This window comes from Streptomyces sp. HUAS MG56 (assembly GCF_058673395.1).
On the sequence record NZ_CM178722.1, the window covers coordinates 532,448 to 551,885 of the forward strand.

Sequence of the window (19,438 nt, forward strand, 5' to 3'; positions counted from 1 at the left end):
AAGGGCATGGGGGACGACAAGTACGTCGCGCACGAGGACTGCGTCATCCCGATACCCGGATCCGGCAGGTGCCGTTGAGGGCCTCGGTCATGGCGTTGTCACAGCGGTCCGCGACCGAGCCGTCCGACGCGGAGGTGCCGGTGTCGGACAGCCTCGCGGTATACCGAATTGATGCATATTGTGATGGATAAGGCCGGAGTTCGTTTCACCCCTCCGTCTCCGCGGGGCCATCTCCAGTGCATCCAGCGGGAGTTCGGTCCGCATGTTGTTCGTGACCTACCAGCCGACGATCACGCGGGATTACGCCCAGCCCGCCCAGGTTCTGACATAAGTCATGTCGGCCACCCACAGCTGATCGGGCCGACTCGCAGTGACGTCGCGGTCGGCCAGATCCGGCGGCCGCGGCGCCGACGGCTCCGGGAGGACCGTGGTGCGTAGCCGCTGCCCGCGGATGACACCCTGCAGACGCCGGGACCGCGATCAGCCACGTCCTCGGCGCCTTCCCCGAACTCGGCCTCGCCCGCACGCCGGACGAACTCGTCCGGCGTGCGGGTCCGTTCCACCGACCGCCGGCCACTCTGCCCGTGGCCTTCCCTACCGCCCACTGACGCCGAAGGAGCATGCCCATGTCCGAGAAGATCCTCGTCCTGGACCCCACCGGCTCCGACCCGCACGCCGAACACAAGGCCCTGCACGCACGTGGTCCGGCGGCCCTTGTCGACATCCTCGGAGTGACGGCCTGGTCCGTCAGCGACCCGGACCTGCTCAGGCAGCTCCTGAGGAGCCCTGAGGTCTCCAAGGACGGCCGCGCCCACTGGCCGGGCTTCGCCGACGCCGTCGCCACCTGGCCGCTCGCTCTGTGGATCGCCGTCGAGAACATGTTCACCGCTTACGGCGCCGACCACCGCCGCCTGCGCCGCATGATCGCCCCCGCCTTCTCCGCCCGTCGCATCGCCGCTCTCGAACCCGTCGTGGAGGACCTGGTCGCCCACCTGCTCGACGGCCTCGACCGCGCTCCGGCCACCGAGGCCGTCGACCTGCGCGAGCATTTCGCCTACCCGCTGCCCATCGCGGTCATCGGCCGGCTCATGGGTGTCCCCGAGGCCCGCCGGCACGGCTTCCGCGCCTTGGTCGATGGCGTGTTCTCCACCAACCTCTCCGCCGACGAGGCGGCTGCGAACACCGCGGTCCTGTACGGGCTGCTGGACGAGCTGATCGCGGACAAGCGCGCCCATCCCGGGGACGACATGACATCGCTGCTGATCACGGCCCGCGACGAGGAGGGCAACGGCCAGGCACTGTCGGACGCGGAGCTGCGCGACACGCTGCTGCTGATGATCAGCGCCGGTTACGAGACCACGGTCAACGTCATCGACCAAGCCGTCACCGCCCTGCTCACCGACCCCGCGCAGCTCGCCCACATCCGCACCGGCCGCACCGGCTGGTACGCGGTGGTCGAGGAGACCCTGCGCCACGAACCGGCCGTCAAACACCTGCCGCTGCGCTACGCCCTCGCCGACATCCCCCTGCCCGACGGGCAGAAGATCGTCAAGGGCGACGCCATCCTCGCGTCCTACGCAGCCGCCAACCGCCACCCCGGCTGGCACAGCGAGCCCGACCGCTTCGACGCCACCCGGCCCGGCGGGGACCACCTCGCCTTCGGCTACGGCGTCCACTTCTGCCTCGGCGCACCTCTCGCCCGCCTTGAGGTGGCCACCGCCCTGCGCATGCTCTTCGGCCGGTTCCCCGACCTCCGGCTCGCCGTCCCCGCCACCGACCTGCCCCTGCTGCCCTCCCTGATCAGCAACGGCCACACCCACCTCCCCGTCCACCTGCGACCGGCCGACTGCTGAACAGAGCCCGGATCACCCACCGTTGCCCGTGCCCGGCATCCCGGGATTCGCGCTCCACCGGGCCGCCGAAGCACACACGAGCCGACACCCGCTCCGGGACGCTGCCTCCGAAGCGCCGCGCGACGTTGGAGGGCATCGACCCGGCGTGGTACCCGGCCCGGCTCGCCGAGTGGCAACGCGACTGCGCCTGGTCCGCCAGCACCTGGAGGCCGGCGGCACACGGCCCACCGCACCAGGCAAGGCCGTACACCAGGGCGAAGACCTCGAACAGTGGGTACGCCAGCAGATCCTCGGCTTCCACACGCTCACCGGAGTCCAGCGATGGATGTGCGCACACATCCTCAGGATCGAGCCCGCAGCCGAGGAGGAGAAGCCGGCACCGCGCCGGGCGCGCTCCGACCGGGGGCCGGTGGACTGCGCCGTCCCCCGCCAGTACTACGTACGCGAGGGCCACCTGCCGGGCCGGGCACCCAGGGGACACGTCCAGGAGATCGTCACGGGCGACGACGAGGACCACACAGAACGTCGGCTGGGGGCGCGGATCGGGAACCAACGCAGCAGACCGCGAGCCTGCCGCCTGAGCGCGTGGAACAGCACTCCGCCGCCGACAAGGGCTATCAACCGCCCGATTCACCCTCAGCGCCGGGGGTTTCCGCGCATTCCCTGCCCTGCCTTGCCCGACCGGCCGGCCGATGCTGCCCAGGCGGACAGCCAATGCTGCCCGCCCGTACCTGGCACCAGTGGTTCGCCACCGCGTATGCACGAGGAGTCGACGAACCGCACCAGAGGCGAGGCCCCCTTGCGTGATCACGAGAACATCCGGGACACCAGAGCCGGTACCAACCGTGCCGCGGCCCACACACCGTCGCCCGCACCACGGCACGGTCCGCTGGGTCTGCAGGCCACCGTCGGCAACGCGGCCGTGGTCCAGATGCTCCGCCGGGCCGGACACCCCTCGGCCCATGACCAGCACCAGCACACCGCAGGCTGTGACTGCCGGCAGAACGCAGAGGCCGCGGCCGCGGTGCAGCGTTCCGCCGTCCACGACGTCCTGCGCGCGCCCGGGCGGCCCCTGGACGACACCACGCGCACCGACATGGAGAACCGGCTCGGCGCGGACTTCTCCGACGTCCGTATCCACGACGACACGACCGCCCAGGCCTCCGCCGCCGAAGTCGGCGCCCGCGCCTACACGAGCGGCAACCACATCGTGATCGGCCAAGGCGGCAACGACAGACACACCCTCGCCCACGAACTCACCCACGTCATCCAACAGCGCCGAGGACCCGTCACCGGCACCGACAACGGAAACGGCCTCAAGGTCTCCGACCCCGGCGACCGTTTCGAGCGAGAGGCTGAGGCCAGCGCCACCCGCGCGATGAGCCTGCCCTCCCGGTCCGGGCAGCCGGTACGAGAGCGTCGGAGCAGGGCGAACACGGACACCGATCTGCCGCTCCAGCGTGTCGCGACGCGAGGGGCCACGGGGAGTCTGCCGCTCCCGGCCTGGGACCGGCACCCTCCGGTGTGGATCGCCGCTGCCTTCGGCCCGCAGAGCAACGGTGGCCCCCTCCAGCGAATGGGCGGAACGAGCGTCACGGTGACCTTGGGGCCGAGCGTCAACGCACCTGCGAACTCGTACGGGGGCTCACGTCCCGGTGCCACCGAGTGCACGCTCGTCAATGAGCTGAACGCGAGGGACGGCAGCGGCTGGATCAAGGGGCACCTGTGGAACGACAACTTGGGCGGCGAAGGAGTATCGGAAAACCTGACGCCCATGACCGACAGCACGAACCAGAACTTCAACCGCCAGTTCGAAGAGCCGTTGAAGAGGATGCTGTGGAAGTGCACGAATCACGCGGAGGGAAATCCGAACTCGCCGGTCTGGTACGGGGTCACCTTTACCGTCAGCACCTACGGCAGGATGTCGACCGATCCGGCCAAACTCGAATACCTCGTACCTGAAGGAGTCGAATACACGGCAAGCTACGTACAAATGGACAGGGCCACGAACGCCGTCACCCCGGTCGCGGCTCCCCAGGGATTCCCGCCAGTGATCAGTTAGCACGGCGTCCCGCCTGTCCGCCCGCGTGCGGAGTCCCTGTCTCTCGTGCCGAGTGATCATGTTGCCGGCTGTACTTCAGACGGGAACTGCCGGCTTCAGTCGATGGACGACGCGCTGCTGGGCGTGCCGGACAGTGGCACGAACGCCGCCGCCTGCGCCGCGCAGCCGCGCACGGGTGTGACGATCCGTCAACTCACGTGACCTGACGGACGAACAACGACCGGAAGGACCTGGCCGTCAGCGTCCACATCTGGGCCTGAGCATCCGAACGTCCGCGACGCCATGGGCAATTGGGTGATCACCGGCCGAGGGCTCACCAATAGGCGCGGTCGTCCCAGGACCGGAAGTCCGCGAACTCGACGGGATCGTCGTCCTCGTCCGGGGTGGCGAACCCATGCGTGACCAGCGTGCCGCGCTGCCAGTCGAGGAGGGTGTCGATCAGGCCGCGCTTCAGCGGCGGGCCCTGGTCCGCGTGGCGGGGCCAGACGATCAGCGGCCAGGTGTCGGGATCCGCGCCCTCGGTGAGCCAGCCGAGGTAGTCGCCGTCGATGGAGTTGCCGAAGGGGAGGAAGCCGCCGGGCTCGGGCCAGACGGCCAGCGGGTACCACTCCGCGTGGCCGTCCTTGAGCTGCTGGTAGGCGTCCACGGTGTCCTCGACGTGTGTGAGGAAGCGCCGCTCGCCGGTCCGGAGCGGGCTGTGGAAACGCAGCCACCCGCTCCAGATGCCGGCGCCGTACGCGTCCATCAACCGTACGTACTCCCCGGGCAGCCGCGTGCCCAGTTCGGCGAACAGCCCCTCCCAGGAGCCGTCGCCGAGGTACGGCCGCTCGGGCGGCGGGGACAGCAGCCGCAGCGCGTCCAGCCCGGTGCCGGTCTCCAGCGCGACCCTGCGCTCGGCCTCGGTGAGCCGGGGCGGGACCGGCGCGGGCGGGGTCCACGGCTCGGCGTCGGGCAGGAAGGCCGTCCGCGCGACAGTGCCGGGCAGCGGGCCCAGCAGCGGGCCGGGTGGAGACGGGAGCTCCCAGGTGTCGCGGACGGTGTGCCGCAGATAGTCGGTGAGCGTCAGGTCGTACCGGTGCCAGCGGAGCAGGCCACTGCCCGGCACCACCCCCGAGTGCCGCACCACCACGGTCCACTCGTCGGGGTCGTCACAGGCCGAGGTGTCCCAGAACAGTACGTCGCTGCCCCGCGTGCAGCCCCAGGCCAACAGGCCGCCGGGGTCGGGGTGGAGCAGGGGCCGCTCGGCCTCGGGCAGGTCCCGTGCCTCGATCCGCGCCTGCCGGTGCGTGGCGCGCAGCCACTCACCGTAGTCGAAGCGGTCGCGCTGGACGCACGGCACGTGGATCCACACGTACTCACCGAAGTCCAGCGGCCCGTACCGGTCGGCGAGCCGCTTGTAGTCGGCCGGCAGCCGCAGTCCGAGCCAGCTCTCGACGGCTGCCCAGTCGATGGGGACGGAAGAGGGCGGGCGCTCCGCCGAGGAGGTGGTGAACGTGCTTGTCTCCGAGGTCAATTGACGTCCTTCCAGCGTGCGCCGTGTACTCGGCTGATTCTTCCGTCTCCATGGTCCGGGCGGAAATCGGGCGGCGGCGAGTGTGCCGCACGAGTCAGACTGGCGCACATGGAGGGCGAGATCACCCGCAGGGTGGCCGAACTGGACGCGGGGTCGACCGACGTGGCCGAGGAAGCGCAGCACGCGCTGATCGCCCTGGGGCCGCAGGTGCTGGAGCCGCTGATCGCGGCGGCTCCGGCGCTGAACCCGTTCGGGCAGCTGTGCGCCATCGAGGTGTTCACCGCGCTGGCCGACCCGCGCCCTGCCGACGTCCTGATCGGCATGCTGAGCAGCGAGAGCGCGACCGTCCGGCAGTGGGCCGCCGAGGCCCTGGCCGAACTGGGGGTCCGGCGCGCCGTACCACGCCTGCGGCAGGCGTACGACGCGTTCCTGCGGCGCGGGGAGGCGCTCGACGACAGCGAGGGCGAGGGGCTGCGCTGGGCGCTCACCGAACTGGGTGCCCGCCGGACCGTCCTGCCGCCGCGGTCTGCCGCGCTGCACGGCTCGGGCGGCACACTGAACGACCTCTGGCCGGTGCAACACCTGCCAGAGGTGATCCGGGACCTCGCCGACCACGGACAGGCCGTGCTCTACTTCCAGATCTGGGAGCTGACACCCGACGGCGGACGCCACGGCGTCGGCGGGCCGGGCATCGACTGGGACGTCGACAGCGACCGCCCCTGGCCCGAGACCGTCGTCTCCTGCCGCGACTGAGCGCTGCTGGCGGCGGAGGCGGTGGACGTGGCGCCGGACCGGGTGGTGACGATCTCCTGGATCGACGCGACGGATCTCCGCGTCGACACTGCCCAAGAAGCCACACCTCTTGTGACTGAGCATTCCATTTGCCGCCTGGAGCACTTGGGTTGGCGGAGTCCCTCGGCATCGTCCGCGAGGCACGTAGCCTGCGAGGAGCGGCAAAGGCACTGAATGTCAGCCTGGGCACGCCATACGAAAAGCCAGGCGTCTCTCGCCTCCGGCGGAAGCGACTGCTGGAGACAGCCGAGAAACGGAGCCCTTCGGACAACCCGAAAGAGAAGTACAGCTCGTCGTGCCCGAGTACGCACACCATGCGACGGCGCATACGCACCGAACTTCCGCAATGCCGTGGCGACGGATCTCGGACTCTTCGTCGATCGCATCGCCGCCCCGGAACCGAACCGAACCGAACCGGACCGCACCCGTCCGTCTGGCCCCCGCCCGCGCTGTGTGGGAACCAGGGCTACAACTCCTTGAGCTCCTTCAGCCGGGCCGCATAGATGGCGGCGATCTGGGATGCCTCCTGCGTACCAGCGGTCGCCAACTGCGCCCGGTCGGCGAGCGCGGCATCACGGCCGGCCTTGAGCGCCTTGAGTCGCTCCTTGTCGGGCACCGCCGCGCGGCGCTGCGAGTCGATCTGGGCGTCGTACCAGTTCGCCACGTCCTGGACGGCGTCCTCCGCGGCCTGCTCCTCGCCGCCCTCCAGGCCGGAGAAGTCGGAGCTGGGGATGTCGGACACGGACACCACCTTCGTGTTGATCTTGATCGGGACAGTCATTCTCCTCCCGGTCCCGGTGCCCAGGCGGGAGCGTCGGGGCCTACCGGCGGGCCGCGGGGCGTCACACATCCCGGCTCACCGAGCGAGGAACGGCATGAACGACACCGCCGCCGAACGCGACATCGCCACCACCGGTGCTGCACACCAACGACGAACAACGAAGGACGAAGGACGAAGGCAGGATCACCGACATGCGGTACATATGCCAGGAACTGAGCCTCGGCCGGCAGAAGCGTGAGGACCTCTCCGGATGAGCTCCATCGGGCTGATCGGCAGCTGACTGATCGGCAGCACCGTTGCGCACGGGCGCCGTCAGCAGCCCGCCGCTCGCGATCGTCAGGCTTACATCGGCGTCCCCGACCGCCGCCTGCTCGAACTGCCCGCCACCCTCGACTGATCCGAAGGCACCGCCCTCACCTACGCCCCCACGGCACGGTCGTGTCGCCTGGCTTCACGTGAGACAGGGACTGACCACGGGTGAGTCCCCCACTCCGTCCAGACCGACAGGCTCCGGCTGCCGCTGCCCTCCCTGCGACCGTGCCGAAGGCCGCTGCCGGGCACAATCACCCACAATTGCAGAAGGCCATCCGGGCGATCGTCGCTTCCGGCTCTGCCGTGGTGCAGTCGGCCGACCGACGCCGGGTACTCGACGGACACACGCAGGTCCTCCCGCTGAACGCGGAGCTCTTCCACACTCCGGACGACCGCCGCCCACTGAGGGCATGAGCTCCGAGTCAGGCCCCCTACCGGGCCGCCTGACCGGCAGGTCACCCGTTCGGGGGGCGCTACCGGGCCGGGCCGGCCGGGTCGGGTTTGTCTGGGACGGTATCCGGCCGGCATGCAAGAGCCCGGTCGGGCCTTATACGAGGAGGAACCGTGTCCCAGGGCATCGCGCAGTACAAGGCCGCGCACACCGTCATCTACGGCAGCTCCAGCCTGGACCGTCTCGTCACCGAGGAGCAGGCCGGTCACGCGGCCGCCTGGGAGGCCACCCGGAAGCTGAAGAAGTCCGGGCAGCCGATCGACGACCAGAACCTGTCCCACACCCTGGAGGCGCTGGCGCGCCAGCAGGCCGACCGGCTCGTGGTCGACCTCGGCCTGGAGCACCTGGACGAGGAGGAGGTCAAGCGCCACGCGGCGGCCGCAGCGGCGCGTATCGCCCCCGAGTTCGTCACCGTCTGACCGCAGCGGCTCGGGCACCCTCAGGTACGGGCGGCCGCGATCACCAATCCCCGACGCCCGTCGCCTCCTTCGGCCTCCCGGCCGAAGGAGGCACCGTCGGCCTCCGGTGAGGGGCAAGGGTCCTGGGCGACCACGACCAGGACCACGACGGCTCACCGTGACGAGCACTGTGTCGACCCGCCCTGCCCGGGCTTGCCTCGGGCACCCGACCGGGATGCCGACCGACCACCAGGCCGCTCTCTCCCGCCGGCGCCCCCATCCACGATCATTCCGCTGCCACGGAAGGCGAAATCGATCACGAACGACAATGCCGACGGAGTGCCGCCCGTCGCCGTGATGCTGGCCACGACAACGTTCAGCCGGTCCTCGCGGGGGGCTCCGAGCATCAGCTCGGTGGCCCTTTCGTGCATTCCCGACATGATCGGCTTCCCCAATTCGAGAGACTCCGAGATGGGGTGGCCAGCGCCGACGAGCGACGGAGCGCGTCGGCCACTGCGAGCTGACGCACGGCACAACGGGGAGAAGATCCTCACGGCTGCTGTACGCGCGTTCACGACGGAGGGGCTGGACGCTCACCTGGACCGCATCGCCAAGGAGGCGGGCGTGGGCAGTGCGACTCTGTACCGCGACTTCCCCGCACGGGCGGCCTTCGGCATTCTCAGACGGCCTCGGTCAAGAACCGGGTCCCCCATGCATCGCGTTCAGGAAAGACTATGGAGCGTCGGGCGCATCCCGCCTTACGGTGGCGCCATGAGCGATCACCCGGAAGCGCCTGTCTCCCCCGTCGAAGCCTATGAACCCCCTTACTACGTGGCTGTCTTCACTACGGTGCGAACCCAGGACCAGAGCGGCTACAGCGAGACCAACGCACGCATGGAAGACCTGGTGAAGGACGTCCCTGGGTTCCTGGGGATGGACCACGCGCAGACTCCTGGCGGACTCGGCATCACCGTCGGGTACTTCCGCGACGCCGACGCCCTCACGGAGTGGCGGAACAACGCCGAGCACCGTGCGGCACAGAAGCGCGGGCAAGCCGAGTGGTACCAGAGCTACACGCTGCATGTGGCGAAGGTGGAGCGGAGCCACGGGTTCACACGACCGTAGGCCCCGCAGAGCCCGACGGCAGACCGAAGACGACGAGGGCAAGCGCCTGCTGCGGATCATCCGCAGGGGCGCCGGCTCGGTGGTGACCTGGCGGCGGGCCGAGATGGTGCTGCTGTCCGCCCAGGACATGCCGGTGGTGAAGATGGCCGAACCGCTTCAGCTCCGGGCCGCGCACAGCGCGTGGTCGGTGAGGGTCTGCACCGCCTTGTTCAATCGGTCCTCGTCGACGAGCGCGGTGGTGGACGTCACCGACACGGTCACCGCCCGTCGGCCGTCCGCGCCGACCGCCGGCCGGCCGTACACGCCCAGGCCGTCGCCCTCGTGCATGTAGAAGACGCCGCCGCAGGTCAGCGGCACGACCCGCAGCCCGAGACCGTATCCGCCCTGCTTGCCCGCGGGAGGTACCGGCAGGTCGTCGTAGGGGACCGTCTGCCGCATCAGCGCCCACTGCGTGGCGGGCAGGAGTCGCCCGGTGACCAGGGCACGGAAGAACGTGTCGAGGTCGGCCGGGGTGCTCACCACCGCGGAGTCCGCCGTGTGCTGATAGCTCTCCTCGGTGAGGTCCACCGGCTCGCCCCCGGGCCCGTCGATGGTCACCCGCTCGTGCGGGCCGATCAGATACGGGTTCTCGCCGGGGATGTAGGTGTGCCGCAGGCCGAGCGGGGCGATGATCCGGTGCTCGACCAGCTCCCGCCAGTCCGCACCGCCCGCCTTTTCGGCGATCATCGCTGCCAGCAGATAGTTGGTGTTCGAGTACGCCCACCGCCGCGGCGAACCGTGAGGCGGCGGGGTGAACAGCGGGGCGTGTCGCATCGCGATCGCAACGAGCTGGGACGGCGGGGTGGCGTCGTACCGGTTCTCGTCGAAATGGTTCACCAGCTTGTCCTGTACGCCGGGATCGGTGATGTAGTCGTAGATCCCGCTGGTGTGCTGGAGCAGGTCGCGTACGGTGATCCGCGAGCCGTCGTTGCCGTGTCCGCGCACCACCCCGGGCAGCCACCGTTCCACGGTGTCGTCCAGTGACAGCCGCCCCTGCGCGGCCAGTTGGAGCACCACCACCGCCGTGAACGTCTTGGTGGTGCTTGCCACCCGGAACTCCGGGTCCCACGGGACGGGCGCGTTCGAGCCCACGCCCGCGCTCCCGTACCGTGCCCGCAGCACGGCGCCACCCGGCCCGTCCACCCGTGCCACCACGTTCACATCACCGCCGGCGGCGGCCCGCACCGCCGCCAGATCCCGCCTCAGGTCTCCCGCCGAGTAGCCGCCGGGTGCCGGGTGCGTTCCCGTGGGCGCCTCGCCCGCCCCGCACGCCATCAGTGCCGCCAGGCACGCCACGACCGCCGTACGTTTCCCCGCCACGCTGTCACCTCTGTGCTCGGCCCGACTCTCTGCTGATCAGTGCCAGTCAACGCCCCTCCCCTCGTGCAATCGATGGAGCTGACACCCGGGCGCCAGGTGGGGCTGCCCCCAGGTCGTCGTCCGCCCGCGGTCGGCCGAGGACGGCGGGCGAGCGGACGTGTCCGCGTCGGCGGCCGGTCCATGGAGCTGGCGTACACGTTCATCGAGATGGCGTACATACTGCTCGGCATCGTCAGGTTCCGGCGCCGGACCAGCTCGGAAGATGTCGAGCCCTCGGACGTGGCGCACGCGGCTCGGATGGAGCCGGGCCGCCGGGGCCGGATGTGTGGCCGCCGGCCAGGCAGGCCCACGGCGAGCCCGGGTACCGCCGGGGGGGCGGGCGCTCGACCCGATGGCGACCGCCGCCGACGTCCGTGCCGTGGAGTGTGTCCACACGGCGGGAACTTGTGCCAGCAGGCACTGCGCTTCTCACCTGATCTCGTCGCGCCCCGGTCCGCCCCCTCTTGAAGACCAGCGCCGCGCAGGACCGCTGCTATCTCCCTCGGGGCCCCGTCGGCACGCACCGCCACGCCAGGACCGCCGCGGCCAGGTAGGCGAGCGCGCCGACGGTCATGCTGGTGCGCAGCCCGCTGGTGTAGTGGGCGGCCGCGGCGAGCAGACTGCCCCCGAGCGCCACACCGGTGGCGCTGCCGATCTGGCGGGCCGTGTTGAACAGGGCGGAGGCGGCGCCTGAGTACGACGCAGGCGCCGCGCCCATCACCGTCGTGGTGGAGCCGGTGAGCGCGAACGAGGTGCCGAATCCCGCGGCCATCATGGGTGCCACAAGCAGCGGGTAGGCGGGATCGGCACCCGCAGCGGCCCAGCCCGTGAGCCCCAGCGCGGCCAGGAGCATCCCGGCGACGACCAAGGGACGATCACCGGTACGGCGGGACAACCTCCCGGACAGGATGGACGCGAACATGGTCATGGCCACCGCCGGGAACAACGCCAGCCCCGTGCGCAGGGCGGAGAAGCCGCGCTGGTGCTGGAACTCCAGGCTCGCGGTGAACACCATGCCGTAAAAGCCGAAGTTGAACAGCAGGCCGATGACGGCGCCGCCGCTCATCTCCCGGGAGCGCAGCAGGCGAAGGGGCAGAACGGGCGAGCGGGCCAGTCGCTCACGCACCACGAAGGCCGCACCGGCCACCCCTGCCGAGCCCAGCCCGGCCAGGACCGCTGGATCCGTCCAGCCGCGCCGACCGGACTCGTTGAGCGCCGCGGTCAGCAGCGCCACCGCCGCCACGACCGCCGCCTGGGCCGGCCAGTCCACGGGCCGGGCCGGCTGCCGAGGCGAACGCGCCACGTGGCGCAGGGTCAGCACCAGGCACGCTGCACCGACCGGAAGGTTGATGAGAAACACCCAACGCCACCCCACCGTGGACACGAGCAGACCGCCCAGCAGCGGCCCGGCCGACGCTGCGACGCCCGCCATCGAACCCCAGAGTCCGAAGGCCCGCGAGCGTTCCACCGGCTCCGGATAGGCCTGCTGGAGCAGGGCCAGGGAACCGGGCACGATCAGCGCCGCGCCGAACCCCTCCAGCAGCCGGGCAGCGACCAGGACAGCGGCATCGGCGGCAAGGGCGCACGCGGCCGAGGACACGGTGAACACGGCCGTGCCCCAGCAGAAGACCCGCCGGCTGCCGAGCCGGTCGCCCAGCCCGCCACCGGTCAGCAGGAATCCGGCGAATACCAGGGTGTAACCATCGGTGATCCACTGAATGCCGGTCAGCGAGGTGCCCAGATCCCGCCCGATCACCGGCACGGCGACGTTGATGACCGTCACATCCAGGATGACCATGAAATACCCGGCGCACACAGCCACAAGCGGCGCCCTGGAAGGCCCCTCGGACCGGAGGCCCGACACATGACGGGACAAGGGTCCACGACCGCCACCCGGCTCCACGAAGGCCACGGTCTCCCCCTCCCGCGTACGGACATATGACGCCGGTCGTCACCGTAAGGGATATACACCTCATATCCTCGACCGTTCGTACACCTCACCGCGCCTCACTACGCCTCACCAACGGACGAGCGGACGACGGCGACATCACCGCCCGCACAGGAGGCAAGCACAGCCAGTGGACAGGGAACACGTGCAGCCGCTCAGCCACGCGGACGCACGGCAGCCGCGCCTGGCGCCGGGGACCTGCCCAAAGAAGGCATCGCGCAGGAATGCACGGCGGGCAGCCCCTTCGGCGGCCGCCCGCCGCGGGACCGTCCTCCAGAGCGCCGCCCGCGGCAAGGCGTTCGACGAGCGTCGACCAGGACCTTGCCGCCGCCCGCGCCCGCGCCCGCGCCCGCGCCCGAGAGGAGGTGACCTTCTCGAACACCACTGCACCGGATGAACCGACCGACCGTATGCGGCCGTTCGGCAAGGCGACGGCGTTCGCCCCATGCACCCCCTACGCCCCGCCCGGCTGCCGCATTCCGGAGCGCGCATACGCGGACGTCCCTCCCGACCGGGCCCCGCACCCGGCCTCCACGGCTTGCTCCAGGGCAGCGAATATCTCCTGACGGCCCGGCGCCACGGCACTCGTAAGCGGCCCCGGGAACCCGCTGTACTGCCGGGTTGCAGGGGATGCAGGCTGCGGCGCAGCCGATCCTTTAGCACGGACCAGCTCACGCATTCCGCAGCGACACGCGGTCGGCATTCGGTGAGCGGGCGTCAGCAGATCATCCGAATGGATCAATAATCATTCAATCCGCCTTTTTCTCCGGTCACTTCACATCCCGGCCGAGCGGCGGAAGCGGCCGCATGTACCCCGATCGGCCCCCTCCCATCGACATTCCGAAATGACCGATACGACAGCCATGAGTACGTTTGATCGCAGTCGGCTGACGAGCCGACATCTCGGAGATAACAGACAGGAGAAGCGACATGAAGCTCGCTCGTTCCACCATGGTGACCGCCACAGCCGGAGCCGCCGCGGCACTCGCCGTCACCGGCATCACCTACGCCTCGGCGGCCTCCGCCCCGGCCCCCCAGGCAGCCCCCGCGGCCGTCGCCGCCCCGCAGGCACCCTTCAGCGGCGACTCCGGACAGGGCAAGAACAACAACAGCAACAACAGCAACAACAACGAAGGCAAGGGCAACGAGGGCAAGGGCAACGAAGGCGGCGGCGGCCGCCGCGAGGAGGGCCGGCGCCACGAAGAGGGCCGCATCCTCATCAACGAGCGGTCCTACTCCGCCCACCCCGGCGACTGCATCACCGTCGTCAGCGGCCTGGGCGCCAAGACCCTCAACGTCCGCAACGACAGCCACAAGCGCGTGGAGGTCTTCCGCGGGGCCGTCTGCGACAACGGCGCCCCCATCGCCACCGTCGGCGCCCACAGCACCAGCTTCGGCGTCGACGACCTCCACACCAAGGGCATCCACGTCAAGGACGGCGTCGTGGCCAGCTTCCGCGTGGTCTGCGACCACGAAGGCGGCTGGGACGAGGGCGGCCGGGGCGGGGACCGCGGCGGCGACCGTGGCGGAGACCGCGGCGGCGAGGGCGGCTGGGACGACTGACCGCAAGACGACAGCACACGGGGCCCCGGCCCGCCGCAATCGAGCCGGGAAACCCCACCCCCACCGCTGTCCGACAACCCACGCGCCACACGCGCACCAACGGGCCCGGACACCAGGCATCACACCCTGGTGCTCGGGCCCACCCATTCCCCCAGGGAACTTGCTCGCCCTCGGCATCCCCCTGAACCTCAACCCAACTGCGGGCGCGGGGAGTGCCGGTGCGGAGATGAGCCGGAGTCTCACCAGCACTGCCGAGTCTCGGCAACAGCGACTGCACCGGCTGCGCCAGCTGTGCGAGCACGTCCTGGACCGGTCGGGGGCGGCGGTCGTGCACGCGCGGCTCGCGGTGCTCATGGAGAACCCGCTGTTCACCCCGGTCGCTGCCGCCTCCGCGCTGGGGGACGGCACGATCCGCCCCTCGTTCGGCTCCGCCCGCACCCCGCGACCGGCGGCTGCTGACGGCGGTACAAGGGAAATACCCGGATCACGGCCTTCCGTAGCACCCTTTGGACGTACAGGCGCGCGTACCCGCCCCAAGTGCGCTCCCCCCGGTGCCCGCTGGGACGGTCCCGTCGTGTGACCTGGGAGGTAGCTGGTCACAGGGCCGTGCTTGGGCTCGCTCGCGTGGGTCTCCCGCTGGATCTCCCGCGCTGACGGTCAGTGTTCCTGGGCCGTAGGGCGCACCATGATTTCGTTGATCGCGACATGCGGAGGCTGGGTGACCATGAAGGTGATGGCACGGGCGATGTCGTCGGCATGCAGCCAAGCCTTCTGCGGCATGCCACGGGCGGCGGCTGATCCGGGGCCGGTCGCCATCTCCGTCGCCGTCAGCCCCGGCTCGATCAGCCCCACTCTGACGCCCCTTGCCGTCACCTCCTGACGCAGGGCCTCGCTGAACGCGCCCACCGCATGCTTCGTCGCCGAATAGATGCCGTTGTTCCTGCGCACCACCCGGCCACCGACCGAGCTGACGTTCACGAGATCGGCGATCCCGCGCGGGCCGTCCGCCGCCGCGCGGAGCAGGTGGGGCATCGCCGCCTGTGACAGGTGCAGGACGGCTTTGAAGTTGAGATCGACCATCCGTTCCCAGTCTGCGGGGTCGCCTTCCTCGATGGTGCCCATGGCCACGTAACCGGCGTTGTTCACGAGCACGTCCAGCCGCGCGCAGCACTCCACGGCGTCCTCGACGGCCCGACGCGCCTGCACCGCGTCTCCGAGATCAGCGGTGAGAACGCTGCACGAGCCGCCCCGATCGCGGATCGCTGCGGCCAGTTCCTCCAGCCGCCCCGTACGGCGGGCGACGACTGCCACAGCGGCACCCTGCCGAGCCAGCGACAAGGCGGTGGCCGCACCGATGCCGCTGGACGCGCCCGTCACCAGCGCCGCGCATCCCGCCAGTGGCGCACCGCCACCGGTGGCACCCGCCGCCGTAGCGCTCTGATCCGCAGCCTGCGCGGGCCCACCGTCCGGTTCCCTCACACTCATGATCGTCCTTCACCAGTCATCCCGCCCACGACCAGGCCGAAGGCGGCGCGCACCTCACACCCCGCCGTCTGGCGGCGAGATGCCGAGGATGTCTACGGTTCGGAGTCCGGCCAGGTAGATCGTCGCGGGCTTCTCGCATCAGGTGACGATGCCACGCCACTGCTTCAGGCGGTTGATGCACCGCGGCATCGCTCGGCGTTGTTGCGCTGCTCGCCGAGGTCCTGGGCGAGAAACGGCGGCCCGCCGTCGCGGCTGCCTTGCGCAGCAGTTAATCGTGCTGATCCGCCGGGATGGGGATCACCGTCCGGTTGCCGCGCCTGCGTGGATGGGCACAGACCGCGCGTGGCGTACGGGTGCCGCGTGCGGGCCGCCCCGATCGGCGCCGCCTCAGCAGTAGCTGGCAAGGCGTCAACGACTCGGGGCACCAGGACTGCGCTCAGCAGGAACGGCTCGGGCGCGACGACGCCGCATACCGGTGGACCGGAGTCGGCGGACAACAGCCGTGGTCGTCAGGCGCGCAGCCGTGCGCGCTTCAGACGTGGCCTCGGTGCGGTCGACGGTGTGCGGCAGTGCGTGGCCGAGCCTGCGGCCCGTCTGTTCTGAAGAGCCGGGCCCGAGGGCCTGCGCGTCCCAGCACCTCGCGCGCCGACGACGGCGCCACTAGGGAGGTGGGCGCCCCGGTTGAGTTGTGCCTCAGCGGAAAACGGCGATGTTGCGGGCGACCCAGCCGTTGAAGGGGCGCGGGGCCCGGCCGAGGACTCGTTCCACGTCCGGGCTGATGCGCAGTTCGGCCGGGTTCGGGGCGGAGATGATGTCCAGGGTGTCGTCGGCAAGTTCCGCCGGCACGAACCGGGTCATCGTGGCCTTGGCCTCGTCGCGGGTGAGTTCGTGGAACCGTACACGCGAGCCGAGCTCGGCGGCGATCGCCTCCGCCTGCTGACGCGGCGTGATTACCTCCGGGCCGGTCAGCTCGTACACCCCGCCGATGTGCCGGTCGTCCAGCAGGCAGGCCGCCGCGACCTCGGCGATGTCCGCCGGGTCGATGACCGGCACTCCTACGTCGCCGAAGGGCGCGGCGACCGTCCCTTGCTTGCGGACGGACTCCGCCCAGGCCAAGGCGTTCGAGGCGAAACCGCCCGGTCGCAGGACGGCCCAGTCCAGGCCGGACTCCCGCAGCGCGTCCTCCACCGCGCGCATCGCGACCCGCGACGGACCGAGCGGCCTGGTCGCCACGCCCTGCGAAGACAGCAGGACGACCCGGCGGACCCCGCTGGCCGCGGCCAGGCCGATGATGTCGGCCGGCTTGGCTTCAGGGGCGTGCAGGTCGCCGGACAGCAGGAGGAACAGCGCCTTCGCCCCGTCCAACGCGGGTGTGAGGCTTGTCAGCTCGGCCAGGTCGGCCGTCACGTGCCGGACTCCGTCCGGCATCGCCACCGCGTGCCGCGACACCGCCGTCACCTGCTCGCCCGCCTCGGCCAGGGCCTGCGTCAGAGGCCGGCCTACATTCCCGGTAGCCCCGGTCACCACGATCATGTTCAGCTCCTAGTCCGTTGTGAACTGCGGTAATTGACGCTAGGAGGAAGACTTACTTTTCGTAAGAACATACCCAGAGGTAAGCTCCGTACATGACGGAAGGCGCGCAGCTGACGCAGGCTGAGTCGGGCAATCGGTATGAGGTGTTTCACACCGACTGCCCCGCGCGTGACCTGGTCGACCACGTGACCAGCAAGTGGGGCGTCTGGGTGCTGATCGCCTTGCGGAGCAACGACCTTCGGTTCTACGAGCTGCGCGACAGCATCCAGGGCATCAGCGAGAAGATGCTCGCCCAGACCCTGCGGGCACTGGTCCAGGACGGACTGGTCCGGCGAGAGGTAGAGCCGACGACACCGCCCCAGGTCACCTACGGGCTGTCCGAGTTCGGTCAGGACGTCAGCGAGCCGCTGACCGACATGTTCAACCGGATCACACAGCGGCTACCGCCGCCGCACCGCCCGGCATAGTGCGGTATTGGCTGGCCCAGAAGGCGAATCCAATCCAGCGTGGCCAAGCACCCCAGTGACCTAGTGCCCCAATGACCTGCGTTGATGCGTCGGCAGTAACCGGCGAGGCTGTCGGGTATCTGCCAGGCAGCCTTGTGTCATACGTATGGTCGGGTTCGCTTTCCGGCCCTTGAGCCGGACGGGCTCACGCGCGCTTCACCGGTCGGCGGACACGGCCTGCACGTCCCTGCGCGAGGCCCGCTCCTGCGCACCGGCCAGCCAGAGGAATACCGGCGGAAGGGCGAGCTCGATCACCGTCAGAACGATCTGGAACCACTGCGGCCAGCCGTGCACGGCGAGCGAGAGCAGCCGGCCCACGCCTCCCAGCAGGAACACTCCGGCCAGCCACCGCACCTCCCGGGCCGGGATCGGACGCTGGCGCGCAGCCCAGAGCCAGGCCAGCCCGTAGCCGACGAAGCTGGCCCCCATGAACCGGCCCCAGCTGTCCACCGTCGTGCCGGCGGAACCGGCGCCGGGGATCGCCGCGTTGCCGAGCGCAACGTGGAACAGGCCGATCGCCACGCAGGACCAGCCCATCAGCGTGGTGAGTACGCGCAGAGCCCTCTCCATCGTCCCTCCAAGCCGTCGCAGCGAAGCTTAGTTGACATGCGTCTACTACACTGGGGGCACCAGTAGACGCATGTCAACTAGGCTTCGCTCGTGCCTCCTCGCCAGCGACTCGCCCCCGCCGACCGCCGCGCCCAGCTCCTCGCCGTCGGCGCACGGCTCTTCGCCGCGCACCCGTACGCCGACGTACTGATGGAGGAAGTCGCCGAAGAGGCAGGTGTCTCCCGGGCCCTGCTCTACCGTCACTTCCCCAGCAAGCACGCCCTGTTCGCGGCCGTCTACCAACAGGCCGCTGACCAGCTGCTCGCCGGGACGCGATTCGACCCCGCCGACTCCCTGACGGAACAGCTCGTCCAGGGCATGGACCTCCATCTTGAGTACTTCGTGGCGAACCGCAACGCCGTCCTCGCCGCGAACCGGGTCCTCGCGGGTGACCCGGTGATCCAGACGATCATGACGAACGAGCTGGACGCGCTCCGTGCACGGCTGCTGGCCGTACTGCCCCTCGCGGACGAGAGCGCCCGCGAGGCCGTGTCCGGCGTCCTGAAGAGCTGGCTGGTCTTCGTCCGGGTGCTCTGTGTCGACTGGCTCACCCACGAGACCTGCACCCGCACCCAGTTGCGCGACGTCTGTGTCGGCGCGGTGCTCGGTGCCCTGCGGCCGCTGCTCGCACAGGACCCCGCTCCCGACTGGCCGCGGCAGGAGCCCGGCGCAGGAGCCCCGACCCCGGGGCTGCCGCACCGGGATGCCCAGGGAGCCTGACACACCGTCGGCGCCCCGGGCTCGAACGTCCAGCCGGGGATCTCGCCGACCGGAGACGGCCAGGCCCCACGCCAGGTGCATCACGGCCCGCGCCACTCTGGCGGGAAACACGCCTCGATACACGCTCCCGCATCCCCAGCCCGAGGGGCATCCACCGGTCCGAGGGACATCCGCCAGCCCGAGGGGCATACGCCGGCCGGGGGCATACGCCGCCTCCCGGCCGCCGCCCGCGCCCTCCGGAGAGGGCAGGTAGACCTTCTCCCCGCCGCCGCCCCGGAGAAGCCGAGCGCGGGAGGTGCGGGCAGGAGTGTTCACCTCCGAGCGGACAAGCGTGCCCCGCCCTCTCGCGTCGGCACGGCACAAGTGTGCGGGCAGCGCCGACGCATCGG

Annotated in this window: 15 protein-coding genes and 2 pseudogenes; 10 read left to right on the plus strand and 7 right to left on the minus strand. The window is 70.4% G+C overall.

Features of this window, described 5'->3' with window-relative positions; genetic code table 11:
- Window positions 1-626 precede the first annotated feature (626 nt).
- Window positions 627-1,853, plus strand: coding sequence for a cytochrome P450 family protein (locus AC4OXY_RS02670; RefSeq protein ID WP_491993039.1), 1,227 nt, complete (start codon window positions 627-629; stop codon window positions 1,851-1,853).
- A 799-nt stretch (window positions 1,854-2,652) separates the two neighbouring features.
- Window positions 2,653-3,915, plus strand: coding sequence for an eCIS core domain-containing protein (locus AC4OXY_RS02675; RefSeq protein WP_376289780.1), 1,263 nt, complete (start codon window positions 2,653-2,655; stop codon window positions 3,913-3,915).
- 313 nt (window positions 3,916-4,228) lie between these two features.
- Here AC4OXY_RS02675 and AC4OXY_RS02680 read toward each other — a convergent pair whose 3' ends face one another.
- Window positions 4,229-5,428: an SMI1/KNR4 family protein gene (locus AC4OXY_RS02680; RefSeq protein ID WP_491993040.1), complete on the minus strand. Its 1,200-nt coding sequence runs from the start codon at window positions 5,426-5,428 to the stop codon at window positions 4,229-4,231.
- Window positions 5,429-5,536: 108 nt separating this feature from the next.
- Here AC4OXY_RS02680 and AC4OXY_RS02685 point away from each other — a divergent pair, with 108 nt between their 5' ends.
- Window positions 5,537-6,181: a HEAT repeat domain-containing protein gene (locus tag AC4OXY_RS02685; RefSeq protein WP_376289784.1), complete on the plus strand. Its 645-nt coding sequence runs from the start codon at window positions 5,537-5,539 to the stop codon at window positions 6,179-6,181.
- Between the two features lie 505 nt (window positions 6,182-6,686).
- Here the strand turns inward: AC4OXY_RS02685 and AC4OXY_RS02690 are convergent.
- A complete protein-coding gene (locus AC4OXY_RS02690; protein WP_376289786.1) occupies window positions 6,687-7,001 on the minus strand; it encodes a hypothetical protein in 315 nt (104 codons plus the stop codon).
- A gap of 876 nt (window positions 7,002-7,877) precedes the next feature.
- On the opposite strand from AC4OXY_RS02690, the gene AC4OXY_RS02695 reads away from it, so the two are divergent.
- The 4 genes and pseudogenes from AC4OXY_RS02695 to AC4OXY_RS02710 form a co-directional block, all read left to right on the plus strand.
- Window positions 7,878-8,183, plus strand: a complete 306-nt coding sequence (locus AC4OXY_RS02695; RefSeq protein WP_356039032.1) for a DUF3759 domain-containing protein — start codon at window positions 7,878-7,880, stop codon at window positions 8,181-8,183.
- Between the two features lie 450 nt (window positions 8,184-8,633).
- Window positions 8,634-8,831 (plus strand): annotated as a pseudogene (locus AC4OXY_RS02700) (TetR family transcriptional regulator); the annotation flags it as partial.
- A 102-nt stretch (window positions 8,832-8,933) separates the two neighbouring features.
- Window positions 8,934-9,287 (plus strand): antibiotic biosynthesis monooxygenase family protein, encoded by a 354-nt coding sequence (locus AC4OXY_RS02705; RefSeq protein WP_356039048.1) that lies wholly within the window; start codon window positions 8,934-8,936, stop codon window positions 9,285-9,287.
- Window positions 9,244-9,438 (plus strand): annotated as a pseudogene (locus AC4OXY_RS02710) (hypothetical protein); the annotation flags it as partial. The gene AC4OXY_RS02705 and the pseudogene AC4OXY_RS02710, both read left to right, overlap by 44 nt.
- A 5-nt stretch (window positions 9,439-9,443) precedes the next feature.
- Here AC4OXY_RS02710 and AC4OXY_RS02715 read toward each other — a convergent pair.
- Window positions 9,444-10,646: a serine hydrolase domain-containing protein gene (locus AC4OXY_RS02715; protein WP_376289788.1), complete on the minus strand. Its 1,203-nt coding sequence runs from the start codon at window positions 10,644-10,646 to the stop codon at window positions 9,444-9,446.
- 532 nt (window positions 10,647-11,178) lie between these two features.
- Window positions 11,179-12,561 carry an MFS transporter gene (locus AC4OXY_RS02720; RefSeq protein ID WP_491993041.1) on the minus strand — a complete coding sequence of 461 codons (1,383 nt, stop codon included), beginning with the start codon at window positions 12,559-12,561 and terminating at the stop codon, window positions 11,179-11,181.
- Between the two features lie 1,002 nt (window positions 12,562-13,563).
- Here AC4OXY_RS02720 and AC4OXY_RS02725 point away from each other — a divergent pair.
- Window positions 13,564-14,196, plus strand: a complete 633-nt coding sequence (locus AC4OXY_RS02725) for a hypothetical protein (RefSeq protein ID WP_491993042.1) — start codon at window positions 13,564-13,566, stop codon at window positions 14,194-14,196.
- A gap of 657 nt (window positions 14,197-14,853) precedes the next feature.
- Here the strand turns inward: AC4OXY_RS02725 and AC4OXY_RS02730 are convergent.
- Both AC4OXY_RS02730 and AC4OXY_RS02735 read right to left on the minus strand, forming a co-directional pair.
- Window positions 14,854-15,681, minus strand: a complete 828-nt coding sequence (locus AC4OXY_RS02730) for an SDR family NAD(P)-dependent oxidoreductase (RefSeq protein WP_491993043.1) — start codon at window positions 15,679-15,681, stop codon at window positions 14,854-14,856.
- 693 nt (window positions 15,682-16,374) lie between these two features.
- Window positions 16,375-17,214 carry an SDR family oxidoreductase gene (locus tag AC4OXY_RS02735; protein WP_491993044.1) on the minus strand — a complete coding sequence of 280 codons (840 nt, stop codon included), beginning with the start codon at window positions 17,212-17,214 and terminating at the stop codon, window positions 16,375-16,377.
- Between the two features lie 92 nt (window positions 17,215-17,306).
- Here AC4OXY_RS02735 and AC4OXY_RS02740 point away from each other — a divergent pair, with 92 nt between their 5' ends.
- Window positions 17,307-17,681 (plus strand): winged helix-turn-helix transcriptional regulator, encoded by a 375-nt coding sequence (locus AC4OXY_RS02740; protein WP_356039116.1) that lies wholly within the window; start codon window positions 17,307-17,309, stop codon window positions 17,679-17,681.
- A 195-nt stretch (window positions 17,682-17,876) separates the two neighbouring features.
- On the opposite strand, the gene AC4OXY_RS02745 is transcribed toward AC4OXY_RS02740, so the two are convergent.
- Window positions 17,877-18,290 (minus strand): DUF4345 domain-containing protein, encoded by a 414-nt coding sequence (locus AC4OXY_RS02745; protein WP_402066293.1) that lies wholly within the window; start codon window positions 18,288-18,290, stop codon window positions 17,877-17,879.
- Between the two features lie 90 nt (window positions 18,291-18,380).
- On the opposite strand from AC4OXY_RS02745, the gene AC4OXY_RS02750 reads away from it, so the two are divergent.
- Entirely contained in the window at window positions 18,381-19,049 is a 669-nt protein-coding gene (locus AC4OXY_RS02750; protein ID WP_356039111.1) for a TetR/AcrR family transcriptional regulator, read from the plus strand.
- Window positions 19,050-19,438 lie beyond the last annotated feature (389 nt).

Coding starts and splice junctions, on each gene's coding strand:
- AC4OXY_RS02670 (WP_491993039.1), top strand. CDS start 627: ATGTCCGAGAAGATCCTCGTCCTGGACCCCACCGGCTCCGACCCGCAC.
- AC4OXY_RS02685 (WP_376289784.1), top strand. CDS start 5,537: ATGGAGGGCGAGATCACCCGCAGGGTGGCCGAACTGGACGCGGGGTCG.
- AC4OXY_RS02690 (WP_376289786.1), bottom strand. CDS start 7,001: ATGACTGTCCCGATCAAGATCAACACGAAGGTGGTGTCCGTGTCCGAC.
- AC4OXY_RS02705 (WP_356039048.1), top strand. CDS start 8,934: ATGAGCGATCACCCGGAAGCGCCTGTCTCCCCCGTCGAAGCCTATGAA.
- AC4OXY_RS02725 (WP_491993042.1), top strand. CDS start 13,564: ATGAAGCTCGCTCGTTCCACCATGGTGACCGCCACAGCCGGAGCCGCC.
- AC4OXY_RS02730 (WP_491993043.1), bottom strand. CDS start 15,681: ATGAGTGTGAGGGAACCGGACGGTGGGCCCGCGCAGGCTGCGGATCAG.
- AC4OXY_RS02735 (WP_491993044.1), bottom strand. CDS start 17,214: ATGATCGTGGTGACCGGGGCTACCGGGAATGTAGGCCGGCCTCTGACG.
- AC4OXY_RS02740 (WP_356039116.1), top strand. CDS start 17,307: ATGACGGAAGGCGCGCAGCTGACGCAGGCTGAGTCGGGCAATCGGTAT.
- AC4OXY_RS02745 (WP_402066293.1), bottom strand. CDS start 18,290: ATGGAGAGGGCTCTGCGCGTACTCACCACGCTGATGGGCTGGTCCTGC.